Source organism: Kitasatospora sp. NPDC088391 (assembly GCF_044753345.1).
GTDB lineage: Bacteria > Actinomycetota > Actinomycetes > Streptomycetales > Streptomycetaceae > Kitasatospora.
Genome location: NZ_JBIVNB010000002.1, coordinates 107728 through 127270, shown reverse-complemented (window position 1 = coordinate 127270; position 19543 = coordinate 107728). Strand labels below are relative to the sequence as shown.

The following is a 19543-nucleotide window of genomic DNA, read 5'->3' as shown; positions in this document are numbered from 1 at the left end:
CCGGCGGGGCCCTGCTGTCCGTCGGACAGTCCCAGCACAGTCCGACCGGTGTCAGCCGGCCGACTTGTCGATCACCAGATCACCGGATCCGGCTTCGAGTTCGACCGAGTCCGTGAGGTGAATATGGCTCCCGGGCGGGACCGCGTCCTGGGCAAGGGTGAGGCAGTGCCGCGCGAGCGAGATCAGACCGGCGGCGTTCGCCCTGATGGTGACTTCGGATTGCGCCCGGTCGACGAGGATCTGGAACCCGTCGTCCCAGGCGAAGGTCAACCGCCGGTCCGGACCGTACGTCGGCACTTCGAGGCTCACCTCAGCCATCAGCACGCACCTCCCTTGAAGTAGACATGATCATTCTGGACAACCTGCATCCTCCCGGTATTCGGGTTTATTTCCATGCGCTCGAAATTCGTGTGCGGCCCACCACCGTGCCTCCCCGTGATATCACTCTCGCCCATCCTGAAAATGCGGGTTCCGTCCTTCGAAACGTAACGACCGCTACCGGGAACGGGTTCCGTGTAGCCTTCGCCGAGCCACTTCAAGCCCGCATCGAGCGCCTCGTCGACCGTGACGTAGGAATTGTTTCCCGGTGTCGTGTAGCCACCGTCATTGTGCACGAGGACCGGCGCGCTTCCGGCGAGCACATAATACGTATGAAGTTCTGCAACGGTGAGGTTGTAGGCCGAAGTGGGCGCCGAGCGGTAGGACCGGAGCGATTCCACCCGGACGGTGCCGGATGTGGTGCGCAGGTCGTCGCCCGGCCGGAGGTCGGCCGCGAGGGTCCACTCCTGGGTGGTCTCGTCCCAGTAGGGGTGATTGGACGTCGACACCAGTTCCGCGGTCGCGGAATCGGTGCCGCGGACCGTGAGCACCGTGAAGTCCCGGTCGTCCGGCGTGTGGATCAGCCGGACGACCGGCTCCCCCGCCGTCACCCCGGTCTCCGGGTCGGCCGCCAGCACCGAATCACCGGGCACGATCAGTTCGATCGGCTTGGTCGTCCCGTCGGAGAGCAGGACGGCCGTGCCCGGCGGGAAGCTGTTCCTGCAGCTGGTCGGCCGCGAGTCCCAGGCATTCTTCGCGTTGCCCTCGGTCCAGACCCGCCCGCCGGTTCCCTTGACGATTCCTTCGGGGGTGCTCCTGCCACCCTGGAAGCGGGCGCTGCCGTGGCCGCCGTCGTTGCCGAAGGCCAGGCCCTCCTCGACCCCGGCCTGGACCAGGGCCTGGAAGTCGGTGAGCTCCTTCGGGCACTTGCCCTTGCCGATGTCCATGCAGGCGCCCATGACGGTGTACTTCAGCTGGTAGTCACTGACCGGGTAGTCCGGGTTGGTGAACGGGCAGCTGAGCTTGCCGTAGTCGCCGTTGCAGAAGTTGCGCATCCGGCTGTAGAGCGCGGCGATGAACGCCGGCCCGTCGGCCCAGTCCTCCGGGATGGCGACCTTCGGGTAGACCAGCACCTTCTGCACCCGGCAGCAGTCGCCGTTGCTCTTGGTGCCGCGCTTCTGGAAGCCGGTGCCGTCGGCGTCGTGGTTGTTGGTGGCGGTCGCCGTGGTCGAGAGCCCCATCAGGGAGGGGAAGTTCATCCCGACCTGGGTTCCGCCGTCGCACTCGTCGGGCGTCCGGCAGGCCATCAGGCCGCTGGGGTCGCTCTGGTTGACGGGATCGTTGCCGCTGTAGGCGTAGCCGTTCCACTGCTGGGGGTTGCCGGTGTTGAGCAGCGGGTCGGGGCTGATGAAGCGTCCGGTGCGGGGGGCGTACTGGCGGGCGCCGAGGTTGGTGAGGCCGGTGGTGTCGTCCTTGGTGCCGCCGACGAAGCCGTGCGAGCCGGCCCAGGTGGCGGGTTGGGTGCCGCGCGGGTTGCCGAACGGGTCGGCGGGGCGGCGGGTCTCGGCGAGCGTGGTGCCGTCGAGGGCCAGGTTGCCGCTGCCGTGGTGGTCGCCGATCTGCCAGGTGTTGGTGGTGCCCTGGCGGACCAGGGTGAGGCCGCCGGGCATCTGGTAGTAGCGGGTCGCGGTCTTGGTCCTGGCGGCCGTGTCGTAGGCGAGTTCGTCGCCTCCGAGGGTGATGGTGGTCTTTCCGGGGTTGTGCCGGATGAACTGACCGCCGTCGGCGTCGTAGACGTAGCCGGTGGCGTTGTCGGGGACGGTCCACTTCTGGCCGGCCGGGATCGTGGTGGTGCCGCAGGTGGCGACCACGGTGTCGGTGCCGGAGGTGGTGACGTCACCGGGGACGGCCAGGCAGAGGCCGCTCGCGCCGTTGGTGATCGTGCCGTTCGGCTGCGGGGTCCACTTCTGCGCCGAACTGCCGTCGCAGGACTGGAGCTTGACCGCCGAGCCGGGAGTGCTGCCGGTGGCGGCGAGGCACTTGTCCAGCGCCTTCAGCAGGTTGGCGGTGGTGGAGAACTTCTGCGCACCGCTCGCGCCGCACGCGGAGATCTCCGCCGGAGTGCCGTCCGAACTCGAACTACCCTGTAGATAAAGGCAGTTGCCGCCGATGCCCTGGATCTGCACCGGCGGGGCAACGCGGTCGATCCTGTTGTCGGCGGTCCACTGGTAGGTGGTGGTGCCGGTGGCCGCGCCGGTGCTGGAGACGGTGTTGCCCGCCGCGTCGTAGCCGGTGGCGGTCTGCGTGCTGCTCGCGCCCGTGACAGCGGTCGCGGAGATCAGCGCGTGCGGGCCGCCCGCGCCGTTGCCGTTGTTGACCGTGCCGGCGGGGGTGAAGGTCTGGGTGGTGACGGTGTCCTTGGCGGTGTCACCGGACGGGTCGTGGACGGTGAGGCTCTTGCGGTTGCCGGTCAGGTCGTAGGTGTAGTCCTGCCAGTAGGGGACGCTGCCGCCGACGGTGTTGGTCGCCGGGGCCGTCGCGCCGCTGGTGGGCGAGGTGTTGGCGCAGGCGCCCTGCCCGCCGACCGCCGGGTTCGGGGCCATGGTGAGGGCGCCCTTGTCCGTCCACGCGGTGGTGAGGCGGCTGAGGTAGTCGTAGGAGAAGCACTGCAGGTCGGTCGCCGACGGCGTGTTGTCCGGGATGCTGCGGATGCCGGTGACCCGGCCCGAGGCGTCGTAGGCGTAGGTGGTCTGCTGCACCGCGCCCGTCGACGCGGTCTGCTTGTCGACGAACTGGGAGAGCTGACGGCCCGTCGGCTCGTCGTAGACGTTGGTCAGGACGATCTGGGTGCCCCACGGGTTGACCGTGGTGCGGATCGGACGGCCGTAGGCGTCGTAGTCGTTGGACAGGTCGTACGTCGAACCGCCGAACGCGCCGTAGCCGATCGGCAGCCCGTACGTGTCGTAGGTGTAGTCGAGCCGCTCCGCGGCCATGGTGTCCAGCTGCGGCCGGTTGTCGCGCAGCAGCAGGCCGGTGACCTGGTCGTAGACCGCCTGGTAGGTGTAGACGAGCGGGCTGGTGGCGCCGATCTCCGATCCGGGGACCGTGGTGGAGATGCTGGTCCGCCGGTAGCCGGAGTCGTAGGCGTTGACCTGGCTGGTGTAGGCCGTGCCCGAGGCCCCGCCCACGTACCGGGTCGCGCCCGTGGCCTGGCCCTTCATGACGGTGTCGTAGGTGCGGGCGGTCAACTGTTTGGCCGGGTCCGCCGACAGGCCGTCGTAACTGGCGGTGGGACGGCCCAGCAGGTCGTAGCTGGTGGACACGGAGCGCCCGCGGGCGTCCGTGACCGAGGCGACCCGCCCCGCGCTGTCGTAGGAGACGGAACTGGTGCCGGTGTCGGGGTCGGTGGTGGAGGTCTGGCGGCCCCGGACGTCGTAGCCGTACGACCAGGTGTTGCCCGCCGCGTCCGTGCGGGTCGCGGGCTGGCCGCCGGGGTTGAAGGTGTAGCTGGTGACGTCCGCGTCCGCCGGGTTGCCGGTCGCGGTCGGCGTCCGGTATTCCCAGAGCTGGACGGTGCGGCCGCGCGCGTCGGTGACGGTGCTCGTGGGCGTGGTGCCCTTGGGCGGGGTGATGTCGGTGCGGTCCACGCCCGGGTAGGAGGCCGTGCTGGTGGTCTGGACGGTGCCGTAGGCCACGAACTCGGTGGTCACCGGGCGGGAACGGCCGTCGTAGACGGTGTGGGTCTGGTTGGGGATCTTCTGGGTGTTGCTCTCCTGGTAGAGCACGGTGCCCGGGCGGGCGGCGCTGTTGTACCAGGTGTTGTTGGAGCGGATCACCCGGCCCTGCGAGTCGTAGGCGGTGTCGGTCAGCAGCCGCCCGGAGTACGCCGACAGGGCGGGCGGGGACTGGGTCTGGATCGTCCGGCCGGTGCCGTCCATGATCGCGGTGGACGTCACGGCGGTGTACACGCCGTTGGTGCCGACACCGACCAGGGTGGTGGTGCTGGTGCTCGGCGGGACGACCTGGCCGTTCACCACGCCCGGTACCGCGTACGCGTAGGCGACGTTCGGAACGGCCGTGGTGGGACGGCCCGGCGACCAGAGGGCGACGGTGCGGCCGAGGGCGTCGTAGCCGAAGGCGGTGGTGAGGTTGTTCAGGTCGGTGCCGGCGGTCGGCAGGCTGCGGGCGGTGTCCAGGGTGGTCACCTTGGTGCGGCCCGCCGCCGCGTCGGCCGCCCCCGCCGGGGCCGGGCTGTTGACGGTCACCTGGTACGGCAGTTCGCCGGCCTGGCGGGCCGTGTAGGTGGTGGTGACGGTGGCGCCGCCCGGGTGCGCCTGGTCCTTGATGGTCGGGTTGGTGCTGGTCAGGACCCGGCCGTACGCGTCATGGGTCCGCACCGACTCGGTGCTGAACACCGGGGTGGTGCCGTCGAACCGGTCCAGGGTCTCCTGCGCGGTCACGTCCGCCTTCGCGGCGGCCGTGCCCACGTCGGTCCGGCCGTCGTAGCGGGTCCGGGTCCAGCCGAGGACGTTCTGCGCGGTGGGCACGGCCGTGCAGGCGTTCGCGCCGCTGACGGTCAGCGACTCCGACACCAGCGCGACGACCTGCGGGTCGGGACCGGTCGCGTAGGCCGGCCGCGAGCACTGGTCGGGGGTGCCGTCCGCCTGCGACAGCACGGTGAGCGGGCGGTTGGAGTGCGCCGGATCGGTGGTGGAGGTGGAACTGCTGGTGCGCCACGTCCCGTCCGCCTTGAGCGACTTGGTGACGGAGACCGCGCCGGTCGCGTTGTACTGCGCCTTCAGGTCCGGCAGACCGGTACGGGCGTGGGTGGCCGTGACCACCGGTCCGCTGCTGGTGTTCACCGTGTAGCCGACCAGGCTGCCGCCGGCCTGCGTCCAGGCGTCGGTCTCCAGCACCTGGCCGGAGAGCCAGTCGGAGTCGGTGACCTGACCGCTCATCGGCCCCGCGATGCTGACGCTGCGGGCCGTCCCGTCGGCCTTGACGTCGCCGTCCATGCCCTGGTGGTAGGTGGCGGTGCTCTGCGCCTTCGGCCCGTCGTTGCCGTTGCCCGCCACCGCCGTGACGGTGGCATAGCCCCGGAACTGGTTCCAGGTGCGGTCCTTCGCCTCGACGAAAGGCGAGTCGTTGCGGTGCCAGGCCGCGCTGCCGTACGTGTAGGCGGTGGTCATCGGCGCGGAGCCGGGGGTGCCGGGCGTCACCGTGACGGTCTTGGCGGGGTAGCGCTGGAACCAGTCGTCGACCGGGTCGGCGCCCTGCGCCTCGTTGGGGGTGTGCCACTTGACGTTGTAGCAGGAGCGGGTGTTCGTGTCGGCCGAGGCCGGCATCGAGTTGTTGACCCGGGAGCAGTCGGCCGGGTAGTAGTCGACGCCGATGGTGGAGCCGGTCTCGGTGGTGATCAGCTGGATGCGCGGCCGGTTGTACGCCGGGCGCGACGGCACCAGGTTGGTGCCGTCGACCCGGTTGGGCAGCAGCATCTCGGTGAACGACACCGGCGGCAGCGTCACCGGGGTGGACGACGCCTGGGTGTCCTTGCCGGTGTGCTGCACGCTCGCCAGCCACGGCACCTGGGTGTTCTCGGTCGCGTTCTGCACGTTCACGAAGCGGTGCGACAGCGCGTAGGAGTCCACGTCCTGGTAGGCGCCGTTGTAACGGACCTGCGTGGTGATCGAGTTGAGCCACTTCGTGGACCAGAACGTCGGCCCGTAGACGGTGCACGCGCCGGTGCTCGCGCACTGCTGGTCCAGTGGCACGTCCGGCCAGTCGCCCGCGTGCGCCGAGGTCCGGTTGACCGGGTCGCACGCCAGGATCGACGTCACGCAGCGCTCGCCCGAGGCGAAGACGACCTTCGCCGCCGGGCTGTAGGAACCGTTCGCCGCGATCTGGTCCGACAGCAGCTGCCCGTACCCGATCGACTGGAGGACGCCACCGCGCGTGTACGGCGTGAGCGTCCCGGAGCCGTTGTTCTGCGCCCCGCCCCGGGAGTAGGAGTTCGTCTCCGGGGTGTAGGTGTAGGTGGTCAGGTTGCCGTGCGGGTCGACCACGTAGTCGAGGTTCCAGCGCCAACCCGTCTGGCACCACGACGCCTTGCCCTTCGCCGCGTCGTAGCAGGGGTCCCCGGCGTTCGGGGAGTACACCGGCACCGTCCACGCCGAACCCGAGTCCGGGCCCTTGGTCGAGGGGTTGCCGGACGCGTCGGGCAGGTGGTTCAGGCCGAAGTAGTAGACCGTGCCCGAGGTGTCGGTGACCTTGATGTAGGAGCCGTTCCAGGTGCCGTTGGTGGCGCCGGTCAGGAACTGCACCTTGCTGCCGTCGTCACCCTTGATCCGCCAGGTGCAGGCCGACTGCTCCATGGTCGCGGCCGCGCCGCTCTGGCAGGAGGCGTCGTCGGGCACCAGTTCGCCGGAGTGGCCGCCCAGCGCCAGCACGAGGTTGGCGCCCGCCCAGCACTCGTCACCGGAGTTGGTGATCCCGGCCTTGGAGCACGGCCGGTAGGTCCGCTCGACGAAACCCGAACCGTACTCCCAGCCGTCACCGATCCAGGACGCCTGCGCGTTCGTCGACGAGGTCTTCCCGTCCACCGCCGCCGAGTCGTAGGCCAGCGAGACCTGCGGGGCCCCACCGCCGAGCGCCGCGGGCGTCTCGATCGGGTACGAGTAGGCGAACGCACCGGAGGAGGTGCCGGCGCTCCACGCCTGGGAGATGTTCAACGAAGTCGCGGAGAACGTTCCCGCACCGCTGGACGCGCCGGACACGGCCGCCAGCACCACGCCCTGCTGCGCGGAGGCCGCGCCCACACCCTGAATCTGCGTCCGGGCCGCGCCGTCACCACCGGGCAGCACCACATCGGCCGTCAACTGCCCCGATGCGCGGTCGAGTTGCGACTCCACCGGAGTCTGCTTGCGGCACTCCGCGTCCTGCGGCGTCGTCAGCGCACACGCCGGCAGCGCCACCAGGCGCACCCGCGAAGCCCAGTCCGCGCCATAGGCCGGGGCGAGCTTCGCCAGGTCGAGCGAGACCCGCACCGGACCCTCCCCCGACGCCCCGGCCGCCCGCGACAGCGCCACCACCGGGCCCGGAATCCCCACCGCACCGGCCGCCTTCGGATCGACCACGTCGACCCCCACCGACTGCTCCGCCACCGCCGAACCCACCAACGGCGCCAACGCCACCGGCAGACCCGCCGCCCGCGCCGCCTCACCCGCGGAACCGCTCCTCCCCGCAGGGGCCTTCGACAGCCTGACGTCCGCGTGCCCCTTCGGCACCGCCACCGGCTTCGCCGGCTGCCACACCGGCGGCACCGGATGCGCCGGCTTCACCGCTCCCAGCAGCGCCGCATCCTTGCCGTCCACCGACGCCGTCTTCGCCAACGGCGTGTTCGGCGGCGACCACTTCCGCGACCAGTCCGGCCCCGCCGCGGCCGCCACCGAGATCGGCGCGAGAAGCGAGGCCAGGAGTCCGGCCGCCGTGACGGCGGCCATTCTTCGGAATCCCGGTGGAGCAGCAGATCTCAGACCACTGCGGGTCAATTGCGACATTGGGAATATCCCCCCACTGTTCGGCCCGAACTGCCTGACTGGCAGTCAGAAATGGCGCGCGAGCATAGCAATCTGCTTTATGAGTGGGTCAAGCGAAAATCAAGCGCGGGGGTTCTCTGTCGACGGAACGCGTGGCTAATTGCCGCACCCCGGCGCATTGCGCGCACGGGGCGGGAAAAGCCGCAAGAGGTGCAGGAGCCGCACGGCCCCGGCCGGGCCGTCAGCCGGCGTCGGTGAGGGTGGCGGCCACCGTCCCCGGGGCGGGGGGTCTGCTGCTGTGCGGGCCGGCCGTGCTCTGGGCGGTGCTGCTGCCGACGGCCTTCGCCTGACGGCCGGTCAGATCCAGCGGCGGCGGGCCGCGCGGACGCCGGCGTCGAAGCGGCTGTGCGCGCCCAGGCGGTGCATGAGTTCGGCGACCATCCGGCGTTCGGTGCGGACGGAGACGCTGAGCCGCCGGGCGACCGCCGCGTCGGTCAGGCCCTCGGCGAGCAGGGCGAGCAGTCGGCGTTCCAGGACGTTCGGTCCGGCCGCGGACCCGGGGTCCGCTCCGGTGCTGCCCGCGCTGCGCATGACGGTCCGCCCCCTCGGAGAGTGTCCGCGTGCGGCCCGGCGCCGCTGCCGGGGCGACGGGTCGGCGCAGGAGGCGGCCCCCGGTGCGGCGGGGCACCACACCCCCGTACCGCGTCCCCCGTGTCCCCCGTGGACCCGGGGGCCGTCCTCGCTGCACCGGGAAGTCTTCCGGTCGGCGGGCCGCCCGGCGGGTTCTCCGGACGACCCCGGACGATCCCGGACGGTCGGGTAGCCTGCGCGCAGGAGTGCCGTGGGACGACCGGGAGGTGGGGGCGGTGGCCGGACAGGCCCGCGCGGACGGGGTGCCGGAGCCGGGCCGGGAGGCCGCGCCGTCGCCCGAACGGGCCCGGGACGCCGCCGAGTTCATCGCCCTGCTGCGCTCGCTGAAGACCTGGGCGGGCAATCCCTCCTTCCAGGAGCTGGCCCGGCGCAGCGGCCTGGCCCGCAGCACCCTCGCCGACGCGCTCCGCCCGGACCGGCCGGGGCTGCCCCGGCTGGAGGTGGTGACGGCGCTGCTCGCGGCCTGCGGGGTGCCGGACCGGCGGGCGGCCGCCTGGCGGCAGACCTGGCGCGCCCTGCAGGACGCCGAGGACCGCCGCCGGACCCGGCGGCCCGCCGCCACCGCGCCCGACCCCGGACCGGCGCCGTCCGCCGTCCCGGTGCCCGCCGAACTCCCGCGCGTACCGGCCCACTTCACCGGCCGGTCGGCCGAACTGCGGGGCCTGCGGAGCCTGTTCGCCGCAGAGGGGGCGCTCGGCGACGGCGGCACCGTGGTGATCTCCGCGATGACCGGCGCGGGCGGTGTCGGCAAGACCTCGCTGGCGCTGCACCTGGCGCACGAGGTCCGCGGGCGGTACCCGGACGGCCAGCTGTTCGTGAACCTGCGCGGCACCTCGCCGACCCCGCTGCGCACCGGCGAGGTGCTGACCCGCTTCCTGGTCGCGCTGGGCGTGCGGCACGAGGCCGTCCCCGAGGGCGAGGACAGCAAGGCGGCGCTGTTCCGCAGCCTGCTGGCGACCCGCCGGGTGCTGGTCGTGCTGGACGACGCGCGGGACGCCGCCCAGGTGCGCGCCCTGGTCCCGGGGGCCGGGCCGCACGCCGTCCTGGTGACCAGCCGCAGCCGGCTGCCCAGCCTGGAGAGCACCCACCGGGTCGCCCTGGACGTGCTGGACCCGGCGGAGGCCCGGGAGCTGCTCGGCCGGCTGGTCGGCGAGGAGCGGCTGCGGGCCGACCCGGCGGCCGCCGAGGAGGTGCTGCGCTCCTGCGCGGGCCTGCCGCTGGCGATCCGGATCGTCGCGGGCCGGCTGATCGCCGCCCCGGCGATGCGGCTGCGCGCCCTCGCCGACCTGCTGGCCGACCAGCACCGCCGGCTCGACGAGCTGCAGATCGAGGACCAGGCCGTCCGGGCCGGCTTCGGCGCGGGCCACCACCTGCTGGACGCCGACCAGGCCCGGGTGTTCCGGCTGCTCGGCCTGTGGAGCGGCCCCACCGTCGGCCCGCTCGCGACCGCCGCGCTGTGCGACCTGCCGCCGCGCCGGGCCGAGGCCCTGCTCGGGCAGCTCGGCTCGCTGCACCTGCTGGGCGCCGCCCCGTCCGACGGCTACGCGCTGCACGACCTGCTGCACCTGTTCGCCGCCGAGCGGGCCGAGCAGGACGAGCCCGCGGCGGAGCGGGACGCGGCCGTGCGCCGCCTGGTGTCCTGGTACCTGGCGGCGGCGGCCGCGGCGAGCCGGATGCTGAACCCGGACGCCCAGCTCCCGCCCGTCGAGCCGTTCGCCGCGCCCGGGCTGGCCCCGGAGCTGGGCCCGTCCGCCGAGACGGCGCTGCGCTGGTACGAGGCGGAGCGCGCCAACCTGGTCGCCGCCGTCCGGCAGGCCGCCGGGGCCGGGCTGCACTCGCTCGCCTGGCGGCTCGCCAAGTCCCTGTGGGCGTTCTTCAACCTCCGCAAGCACTGGGACGACTGGGCGGAGACCGGCCGGCTCGGGCTGGCCGCCGCCCGGGCCGCCGGGGACCTGTCGGGCGAGGCCGTGATGCTCAACCACCTGGGCGTCCTGGCGCACGACCTGCACCGCTTCGCCGACATGGAGGAGCACTGCCTGGCCGCACTGGAGATCCACCGCCGGCTCGGCGACCGGACGGCCGTCGCCACCGCCCTCGGCAACCTCGGCGTGGCCTACCGCAAGCTCGGCCGCCTGGAGGACGCCTACCGGAACCAGTTGCTGACCCTGGAGTCCTTCGTCGAACTCGGCGACACCTACAGCGAGGGCGTGACCAGGCTCAACCTGGTGCGCATCCTGCAGGACCTGGAGCGCCCGGAGGAGGCGCTGGAGGAGTGCCTGCGCTCGCTGGCGGTCTTCCGCGGGCTCGGCAACACCTACGCCCAGGGCGGGGCGCTGAACACCGCCGCCGCGACCTGCCTGCTGCTCGGGGCGCACGAGCGGGCGATCGGCTACGCCGGCGAGGCCCTGGAGATCCGCACCGCGACCAACGACCAGCACGGCCAGGCCCGTTCGCTGGACACGCTGGCCCAGATCCTGCGGGCGCTCGGCCGCGAGGACGAGGCCCGCGCGCACTGGGCCCGCAGCCTGGAGCTGTTCACCGCGCTCCACGACTCCTACGCCGACACCCTGCGGGCCCTCCTGTCCGTCTGAACGCACCCCCGCGATCCGGTCGATCCAACGTCCCGGCAAGGGAGTTCGGAAGCCTCCCGCCCGTTCCCGGCAGCATGCTGCCAGGCTCCCCGGCGATCCGTTGACCCGCCCCGGTGCCGCTCCCAGGATGGGCGGCGCGCCGGTCGCCGGGCACCCGGCCCGCGACGACGCCGCTTCGACCACGGGGAGAACAGCATGACCCACCTGCGCAGGAAGCTCACCGCACTCGCGGTCTCCGCCGCCGCCCTCACCGGCGGCCTGGCGCTGGCCGCCCCGGCCGGCGCCGCCACCGTCAACTGCTCGTCGGCGCGCGGCGTCGAGGTGTGGGAGTACGCCAACTACGGCGGCGGCTGCCGGATGTTCACCGCGAGCACCGCCGACACCCGCGGCGACCGGTACCCGTCCGGGAACAACGTGTACGCCTTCGCGGGGACCGCCGAGAACAACTACCCGTGGACGGTCAAGCTCTGCTACGACACCAACGGCGGCGGGGGCTACCAGTACTACGGCCCCGGCCCGTACTCGGCCAACCTGCAGTTCCAGGGCGTCGGCTCGCTCTACATCTGATCCAGCACCGGTCACCGCCCAATCGGCGGGTCGGCCGCGGGAGTTCGCCTCCCGCGGCCGGCCCGCCCCGGAACGGAAAGGAACTCCCGTGCGGCGAATCCTCGCGTGCGGTGCCGCGGCGGTCCTGGCCGCCGTGCTCGGCGGCTGCGCCTCCGGGGCCCCGGACGGCGGAACTCCCGGGCCCGCGGCGGCGCCGGTGACGGCGACCGCCCCGCCCGCCGGACTGTTCACGGCGATCCCGCTGCCGCTGGACGCCTACGCCGAGACCGGCGACCAGGTGGGCGTCCTCACCGCCGGGTTCAACGTGCTCGACCACGCCTGCATGGCCGCCAAGGGGTACGACTACCCGCCGGCCCCGTACCTGCGGCCGCTGCCGCCGCCCGCCCTGCCCGCCAACGCGATGCGCTACGGCGAGGACACCGAACAGGCCGCCGCCCTGACCCGCGAGGACTTCGGCTACTACCAGACCGGCCACCGCGGCGACCCCGGCGGCCTCACGCTCTCCGCCGCCGCGCACGACGCCCAGGCCGGACGGCCCGGCGACGGGGCCGGCGGCTGCGCCCGGCAGGCCGCCGACCGGCTGTCCGCGAACGGCGGCGACTACACCCGGCCCGCCGCCGTCGTCGGCGACCTGGACCGGCGCTCCTACCTCGCCTCGCTCGACGACCCCCGGGTCAAGGCCGCGTTCACCGCCTGGTCGGCCTGCATGGGCGAGCACGGCCACCCCGCCGCGGCCCCCGCCGGACAGCGGACCGACACCTTCGGCTGGCCCGCCGGGCAGCGCCTCGCCGACGTCGCCTGCAAACGGCAGGTCGACCTGCTGCGGATCTGGTCCGAGGTCGAGACCGTCGTCCAGCAGCGCCTGATCGACGAGAACCGCGCCGCCCTCGACGCCGAGCAGCAGCGCCGCGCCGCCACCCTCCGCAACGCCTCCGCCGCCCTGGCCGCCCCCTGACGGTACGTCAACCACCTTTCTCCCCAAGGGTTCCAGCCCTCGGACAGCCCCTGCCGGGGCGGGGCGGGCGGGCGCTGGTCCGACCGCCCCGCACCCGACCCCTGGAGGCACCGGCGATGCACCCCGGCGACGCGGATCCGGCCCGCCCCGACCTGCTGCCCGGCGAGGGCCCCGGCCCCGGACTCCCGCTCTCCGCCGCGGAGTCGGCCGTCCCCCACGCTGTCCCCTTCGCCAGCCCCGGCGGCGGCAGCGGGCCGCTGACCTGGGGCCAGTGGTCGATCTGGGAGGCGATGGCGCGGCACCGCTCCTGGATGCCGCTCGGCGGCACCAAACCGCTGGACGCCGGCACCACCCTCGCCGAACTCGCCGAGGAACTGCGCTGGTTGATGTCCCGCTACCCGTCGATGCGGACCAGGCTGCGGTTCGACACCGGCCCCGAGCCCGTCCAGGTCGTGCACGGCGCGGGCGAGGCCGTCCTGCACGTCCACGACGCCCCCGCGGACGCCGACCCCGCCGCGTTCGCCGCCGCCGTCGAGGCGCACCACCGGCACGCGCCGCTGTCCCTCACCGAGGACTGGCCGGTCCGGATGGCCGTGGTCCGGCAGCACGGCGCGCCCACCCACCTGGTCGCGCTGATCTGCCACCTGGTGACGGACGGCGGCGGCGCCCGGGTGATGCTCCGCGAGGCCGCCGCCCGCCCCGCCGAACCCCCCGTCGGCCCGCAGCCGCTGGAACAGGCCGCCTGGCAGCACTCGCCCGCCGGGCAGCTCCAGGACGCCCGCGCGCTGCGCCACCACGAGAAACTGCTCGCCGCCCTCCCGCCGCGCCCCGCGCCCGCCCCCACCGGCGCCCCCGGACCGCGCTACTGGACGGCCGAACTGCGCACCCGCGCCCTGCGCCCCGCCGCCGCGGCCCTCGCCGCCCGCACCCGCGCCAGCACCTCCAACGTCCTGCTCGCCCTCTACGCGAGCGCCCTCGCCCGGCACACCGGCGCCGACCCGGTGGTGGTCCGCCCGATGGTCGGCAACCGCTTCCGCCCCGGCCTGGCCGACGTCGTCTGCATGCTCTCCCAACTCGGCCTCTGCGCCCTGGAGGTGACCGGCGGCACCGTCGACGAGGCGATCGCCGCCGCCCGGCGCGGCGCCCTGAACTCCAACAAGTACGGCTACTACGACCCGCGCCGGTTCACCGCCCTGGTCGACCGGACGTCCCAGCACCTCGGCCCCGGCTTCGACATCTCCTGCGTCTTCAACGACCGCCGCCCTCGACCCCGCCACCCGGGTCTAGACGCCCTCCTCCTCCCGGTGCCAGGCGGCCGCGCACAGGGCGGTGGCGAGCTCCTCGGCGTAGGTGGCGGCGGTCGACCAGGCGGTGGCGTAGGCGAGGCGGTCGTCGGTGCGGAGGCGGCCGAAGACGTCGCGCTCCTGGTCGGCGGCGGCCGCGCGGAGGGCGGCGAGCAGGTGCTCGGCGGTGGCGAAGCCGACCGCGCGGAGGCGGGGGCCCTCGGTGGCGCCCGCGGCGAGGCGGGCCGCCAGGCCGTCGCGGCCGGTGGTGACGGCCTGTTCGAGCGGCCGGGACAGCAGGTGCAGCGGGGGCTGCGGCGGCAGCCCCGCCGGTACGGGGACCGGGCCGCCGGCCGGAGGCAGGTCGGCCTGCTGGAGCTGCTCCAGGCCGAGGCTGATCCGCTCCCGGTACTCGGGGCGCAGCGCGAGCCCCGACTCCGGCCCCGGCGCGGCCGCCAGCAGCCGAAGCCTCGGGTGCGCGGCCCGCTCCAGCCGGCCGACGACCCGCAGCCGCAGGCCCGGCGCCCCGGCCAGCAGCGCCAGGTTCGCGCCGTACGCCAGCCGCGGGTGGTCCAGCGCCGGGAGCAGCGCCACCGTCCGGCCCGCGCAGTCGGCGAGCAGCTGCGGGGCCGCGACCCCGGGCACCGTGCCCGGGCCGAGCACGGTGACGTCCAGGAACAGCAACTCCGCCCCGGCGGGCCGCAGTTCGGCCGGGGTCCGGTCGGCCCGCAGCGCCCGTTCGACCTGGGCCCCGACGGGCTCCGCCCACAACCGGGCGACCGGCTCAGCGGACCAGTCCGCCCCGGACGCGCCCGCCGCCCGGACCTTCGCGCCCGCGCCCAGCCGCCCCGAGACCGTCCGGGTCGCGCCCTGCACGACCAGCCCGGCCCGGGCCAGTTCGCGGTGCGCGAGCGAGGCGTCCCCCAGCCGCACCGGCCGGCCCGCCGCGGCCCGGGCGAGCTGTGCGGCCTCCGCCGGGTCGGCGTGCGGCAGGACGTCGGAGACGGTGGCGAGCGCCCCGTCCGCGTCCACCGTCCAGACCGTGACGCCCGCGTGGGTGGCCGTCACCACCGGTTCGGCGAACAGCCCGTACAGCCGCAGCGAGCCCGCCTCCCGGTAGCTCTGCCGGGCGGTGCCGCGCAGGGTGTCCGGGTCGGCGGGGCCGGCCGTGACGGCGTCGAGGAGTTCGCGGTGCGCGGCGACCAGGTCGGCGAGCCGGTGCCCGGGCGCGCCGGAGCGGGCGGCCCGCAGCCGGGTGACCACGGTCGTGGCGAGCGCGGCGGGCCGGTGCAGGCCGAGCAGCCGGGCCCGGTGGGCGGTGCGCAGCAGCTCCGCCTGCAGGACGCTGCCCGCCCCGCCGATCCCGGCCGCCAGCGCGTGGGCGGCGGTCAGCCGGAGCCGGTGCACGGCCGCGAGTTCGGCCTCGGTGAGCGGCTCCGCCACCGGCTCCGGCCCGGTCTCCTCCCGCCGCCCGGACGGTTCCGGCCGCTCGGGCTGCCCGGGTTCCGGGGCGGTGTCCTCGGCGAGCGGGGCGAAGGTGACGGCGGCGGCGCGGTGCAGGCAGCCGGGGGCGAGCAGGCAGCCGCAGCGGACGTCCCCGGCGGTGCGGACCACCCCGGCGGGGGCGTGCAGCACCAGCTCCGTCTCCTCGTCGATCCGGACCCGCCACTCGTCGCCCGCCCGGACCGGCTCCCGGTCGGCGAGTTTCGCGGCCGCGCCGTCGAGCCGCTTGCGCAGCCGCTCCGAGAGCGCCGACACCACCTCGGCGACCACCTCCGGCGCCACGGCCGGCCAGCGCGCGGCGGCGGGTTCCCGACGGTCCGTCATGCGATCTTCTCCCCCACCCAGCGGGCCAGTTCCAGCGGGCTGAGGGCCGCCACCGGCATGCCCGCCGCCACGAGTTGTTCGGCGACCGCCTTCGAGTAGCGGGGCTTGCCGGTGTCGTCGAGCGCGGCGCAGCCCAGCAGCCGGCAGCCCTCCCCGGCCAGCGACCGGGTCTCGGTGAGCAGCCCGCCCAGCGGGTAGCCCTCCTCGAAGTCGCTGACCACCACCACCATGGTCCGGGACGGCACGGTGACCAGCTCGCGGGCGTACCGCAGACCGGCCGCGATGTGCGTGCCGCCGCCGACCCGGACCTCCAGCAGCAGGCCCAGCGGGTCCTCGACCTGCCCGCTGAGGTCCACCACCTCGGTGGAGAACGCGACGAAGTGCGTGGTCAGCGACGGCACCCCGGCCAGGACCGACGCCGTCAGCGCCGCCCAGACGGTGGACGCCTCCATCGAGCCGGAGACGTCGACCACCAGGACCAGCCGCCAGTCGTTGGCCTTGGCCGCCCTGGTCCGGAACACCGGCCGCTCCGGCACGATCAGCGTCGAACCGTCCGGCCCCGGACGGGCGGTGGCCAGATTGGCCCGGATGGTGCGGTCCAGGTCGAGCCGCCCGCCCGGACGGCGGCTCGGCCGGGGCAGCGTCACCCCGGTCAGCGCGGGCCGCAGCGTCGTCGCCAACTCCTTGGCCAACTCGTCCACCAGGCGCTTCACCAGCGGACGCAGCGCCGCCACCCGCGACTCCGGCAGGCCGCCGGCGTGCTGCAGCACGGTGCGCAGCAGGTCGACGGACGGGCGGACCGCCTCCGGGTCGACGGCCTGCAGGACGTCGGTGCGGCCGTGCGCGACGGCCGCGGCCAGCACCTCCTCCCGCACGCCCGGCCCGAACAGCGCCGCCAACTCCTCCGACCACTCCCGCACCCCGGGGAACGGCGCCTCCCGCCCGCCCCGCCCCCCGCCGTCCAACCCCGGCCCGGAACCCTCGCCCCGGCCCGCCCCGTACAACTCGTCCAACGCCGCCGCCAACCGCCCGGCCCGCCCACCCCGCCCGGCCCCGGGCCGCCCCAACACCAACCGCCAACGCTCCTCCGGAGCAAGACCGTTGGGCAGAAGCACACCCCCGGAAGGAAGCTGACGACCCGCCAGGCCGTCCGCTCCCGCAGCCCGCCCCGACGAGCCCCGCTCCACGGGGTCGGCCCCGGCCTGCGGCAGCGAGCCGTCCTCCCCCGGGGTCCGACGGGCCGTCAGGCCCGGCTCCGTTCCGCTCTCCGGCGTCTGCGGCAGCGAGCCCCGCTCCGCCGGGTCGGCACCGGCCTGCGGCAGCGAACCGTCCTTCCCCGAAGCCCCACGGGCCGCCGGGCCCGACTCCCTCTCCCCTTCCGGGGCCTGCGGCAGCAAGCCGTTCTCCCTCGAAGCCCCACGGGCCGCCAGGCCCGATTGCTCCTCCCCTTCCGGGGTCCGACGGGCCGCCAGGCCCGAATCGACCCCGCCCTGCGGCAGCAGGCCGCGGGTCGTCAGGGCGTGGCGGGCGGCGAGGTCGGCTTCGGCCCAGGTGGCGAGGGTGGTGGGGGCGAGGTCGGTGGGGAGGGTGTCGACGTGGGTGCCGAGGCGTTCCTCGATGACGGCGAGGAGGCGGTCGCGGGCGGCGGGGCTGAGGGTGTCGAAGCCGCCGCGCAGGGCGGGGAGGCGGGACAGGAAGGCGTCGTCGGGGAGTTCGGCGATCCGGGTCAGCAGGGGGTCGAGGGCTGCCGGGGCCGCGCCGAGCAGTCCTTCGGTGGCGGTGAGCAGGCCGGTGAGGGCCCGGCCGAGCGCGGTGCGGCCCGCCGGGGAGCCGGCCGTGTCGACCCAGGAGGCGACGCGTGCGCCGAGTTCCCGGGGCGGCTGGTGGCCGAGCAGGACCCGGGCCGCCCCGGCCGCGCCGCGGATCAGCGGTGCGCCCTCGTCGGCGAGGCGGCGCAGCGTGCTGCCGAGCCGGAGTCCGCCGTCGGGGTCGGCCCGGCGGGCGAACTCGACCAGGGCGCGGGCGTCGGCGGGGTCGTCGGAGCCGGTCAGGCCCTCCAGTCCGCGGACGGCGGCGGCGGTGAGCGGTCCGATCGCCCCGGCGGCCGGGCCGCGCAGCGCGGCGGTCTCCTCGCCGCCGGTCGGCCGGTCGGTGGTCAGCCGGTCCAGCAGGGCGAGTCCGTCGAGGAGTTCGGGGAGGGTCGCGTTCCCGGGCAGCTGTTCGGCGAGCTGGTCGAGCCTGGTCCGGGCGAGGCCGGGGAGCGCGCAGTCCGCGGCGGCGGCCAGGCCGTCGAGGATCTGCCGGGCGGTCGGGCCGCCGTCCGCCTCCTCGCGGCGCAGCCGTTCCCGGAGGGTGCCTTCGGCGGCCTGGGCGGGTGTCACGCCGCGCAGGCCGGCGACGGTCAGCATGGCGGCGGTGGCGGGCGTCCAGCGGACCCGCCAGCGCGCGCCGAGCGCCTCGGTGCCGCCGGCCCCGGTGACGGCCACCGGCTCGCCGTAGGGGACGCCGCACACTTCCAGGCGGCGCAGCAGCAGGTCGCGGCGGGCGTCGAGGGGGGTGCGGAGCGGGTCGAGCCGCAGGTCCCGGGGGGTCGTTTCGGCGGTGTCGGCGGGGCCGGGCAGGCCGAGTCCGGCGAGTTGCGCCTCGACGGCGGGTCCGAGGCCGGTGCGCGGCGCAGCAGGGGTGGGCCGGCCGGTCCGGGTGCCGACCAGGACCTGTTCCAGGGCGCGGGCGACGGCCCGGCCCCGGCCCAGCGGCTCGCCCTGGGCGAGGACCGTCTGCACGGCCTCGATCAGTTCGCCGCGGCCGGGCGCGGGCAGTCCGCGCAGCCGGGCCAGGTCGCCGGCCAGCCGGACGATCTCCCGTCCGTCGGCGGGCCCGGCCGGATGTCCCTGTCCGCGCAGCGCCTCGCAGATCCGCACCGCGGCCCGGGTCGTCTCCTCGGCGAGCCGCTCCGGGTCGCCCCCGGCGGCGAGCACGGCGTGCTGCCACTCGGGGTCCCGGATACCGGCGGGGTATCCGGAGCGCGCGTCGAGCAGGGGGTAGGTGTACGGGATCAGCGAGACGACGGCCCCGCCGGCCGATCGGTCCTCGACTCCCTTGTCCGGCAAGCCGGTTGCACCGGGGACCGCACCGGCCGCTTCTTCGGCGTCCGGCAGCAGCGCCGGGGCGTGGAAGGCGCCGATGACGGCGGTGACGCGGCGGCCGCCGGCGGCGGCGTCCCGGATGCGGGCGCGCATCCAGGCTTCGCGGCGGAGGTCGTACGGGTCGACGGCCGCCGTGTCGTGGCGCAGCGCCCAGCCGACCAGGAGGGCGGCGCGGCGGACGGCCTCGGGGGTGCAGCCGGGGGCGGGGGCCTCGACCAGGCGGTCCCACAGGTCCTCGTCGGGGCGGCCCGTCAGTCGGCGGCGCAGTGCTTCCGCGAGGCCCGCCCCGCCGCTCCCGCCGCCGTCGCGGCCGTCCCCGCCGCGCTCGCCGAGCGGCAGGTCGCAGGCGACGGCGGGGACGCCGTGGGCCGCGGCCCAGCGCAGGGCGGCGAGTTCCGGGGAGAAGTCCGCGAAGGGGTAGAACGCGGGGGCGGCGCCCTCCTCGCCGGTGGCGGCGGCGAGGGCGACCGGGGCGTGGGTGGCGGGGTCGGCGAGCAGGTCCAGCCAGGGCTGGAACTCGGCGGGGAGTTCGACCAGCAGGACGTCCGGCCGGGCCGCGGCGAGCAGGGCGGGCAGCACGGCGGTGATCGACGGCGCGTGGTGGCGGACGCCGATCAGGTACGGGCCGGGCCGGTCGGTGCCGGAGCCGGCCAGCGCGTCCATCTGCTCG

8 protein-coding genes and 1 pseudogene are annotated in these 19543 nt (G+C 75.0%); 4 read left to right on the top strand and 5 right to left on the bottom strand.

Going from position 1 to position 19543, the window contains the following annotated elements:
• Positions 1 to 51 precede the first annotated feature (51 nt).
• From ACIQBJ_RS05255 to ACIQBJ_RS05245, 3 genes are all read right to left on the bottom strand, one after another.
• Entirely contained in the window at positions 52 to 318 is a 267-nt protein-coding gene (locus ACIQBJ_RS05255) for a hypothetical protein (RefSeq protein ID WP_400703818.1), read from the bottom strand.
• Positions 318 to 7817, bottom strand: coding sequence for an RHS repeat-associated core domain-containing protein (locus ACIQBJ_RS05250; protein ID WP_400703815.1), 7500 nt, complete (start codon positions 7815 to 7817; stop codon positions 318 to 320). Before ACIQBJ_RS05250 ends, ACIQBJ_RS05255 begins: the two co-directional genes overlap by 1 nt.
• A gap of 393 nt (positions 7818 to 8210) precedes the next feature.
• Entirely contained in the window at positions 8211 to 8444 is a 234-nt protein-coding gene (locus ACIQBJ_RS05245) for a LuxR C-terminal-related transcriptional regulator (RefSeq protein WP_400703812.1), read from the bottom strand.
• A gap of 245 nt (positions 8445 to 8689) precedes the next feature.
• Between ACIQBJ_RS05245 and ACIQBJ_RS05240 the strand changes: the two genes are divergently transcribed.
• From ACIQBJ_RS05240 to ACIQBJ_RS05225, 4 genes and pseudogenes are all read left to right on the top strand, one after another.
• Entirely contained in the window at positions 8690 to 11095 is a 2406-nt protein-coding gene (locus ACIQBJ_RS05240; protein ID WP_400703809.1) for an ATP-binding protein, read from the top strand.
• Between the two features lie 195 nt (positions 11096 to 11290).
• On the top strand, positions 11291 to 11662 hold the full coding sequence (locus tag ACIQBJ_RS05235; RefSeq protein ID WP_400703806.1) for a hypothetical protein: 372 nt from the start codon (positions 11291 to 11293) through the stop codon (positions 11660 to 11662).
• A gap of 88 nt (positions 11663 to 11750) precedes the next feature.
• A complete protein-coding gene (locus ACIQBJ_RS05230) occupies positions 11751 to 12617 on the top strand; it encodes a hypothetical protein (protein WP_400703804.1) in 867 nt (288 codons plus the stop codon).
• Between the two features lie 116 nt (positions 12618 to 12733).
• Positions 12734 to 13855: pseudogene (locus ACIQBJ_RS05225) on the top strand (condensation domain-containing protein); the annotation flags it as partial.
• 45 nt (positions 13856 to 13900) lie between these two features.
• Here ACIQBJ_RS05225 and ACIQBJ_RS05220 read toward each other — a convergent pair.
• Together ACIQBJ_RS05220 and ACIQBJ_RS05215 are read right to left on the bottom strand one after the other, a co-directional pair.
• Complete coding sequence (locus tag ACIQBJ_RS05220; protein ID WP_400703801.1) at positions 13901 to 15727, bottom strand: hypothetical protein; 1827 nt, start codon at positions 15725 to 15727, stop codon at positions 13901 to 13903.
• A complete protein-coding gene (locus tag ACIQBJ_RS05215) occupies positions 15724 to 19536 on the bottom strand; it encodes a DUF5682 family protein (RefSeq protein ID WP_400705795.1) in 3813 nt (1270 codons plus the stop codon). Before ACIQBJ_RS05215 ends, ACIQBJ_RS05220 begins: the two co-directional genes overlap by 4 nt.
• Between the last annotated feature and the right edge of the window lie 7 nt (positions 19537 to 19543).

Excerpts from the sequence above, each read along its gene's own strand:
- ACIQBJ_RS05255 (WP_400703818.1), bottom strand. The coding sequence starts at position 318 with ATGGCTGAGGTGAGCCTCGAAGTGCCGACGTACGGTCCGGACCGGCGG.
- ACIQBJ_RS05220 (WP_400703801.1), bottom strand. The coding sequence starts at position 15,727 with ATGACGGACCGTCGGGAACCCGCCGCCGCGCGCTGGCCGGCCGTGGCG.
- ACIQBJ_RS05245 (WP_400703812.1), bottom strand. The coding sequence starts at position 8,444 with ATGCGCAGCGCGGGCAGCACCGGAGCGGACCCCGGGTCCGCGGCCGGA.
- ACIQBJ_RS05235 (WP_400703806.1), top strand. The coding sequence starts at position 11,291 with ATGACCCACCTGCGCAGGAAGCTCACCGCACTCGCGGTCTCCGCCGCC.
- ACIQBJ_RS05215 (WP_400705795.1), bottom strand. The coding sequence starts at position 19,536 with ATGGACGCGCTGGCCGGCTCCGGCACCGACCGGCCCGGCCCGTACCTG.
- ACIQBJ_RS05250 (WP_400703815.1), bottom strand. The coding sequence starts at position 7,817 with ATGGCCGCCGTCACGGCGGCCGGACTCCTGGCCTCGCTTCTCGCGCCG.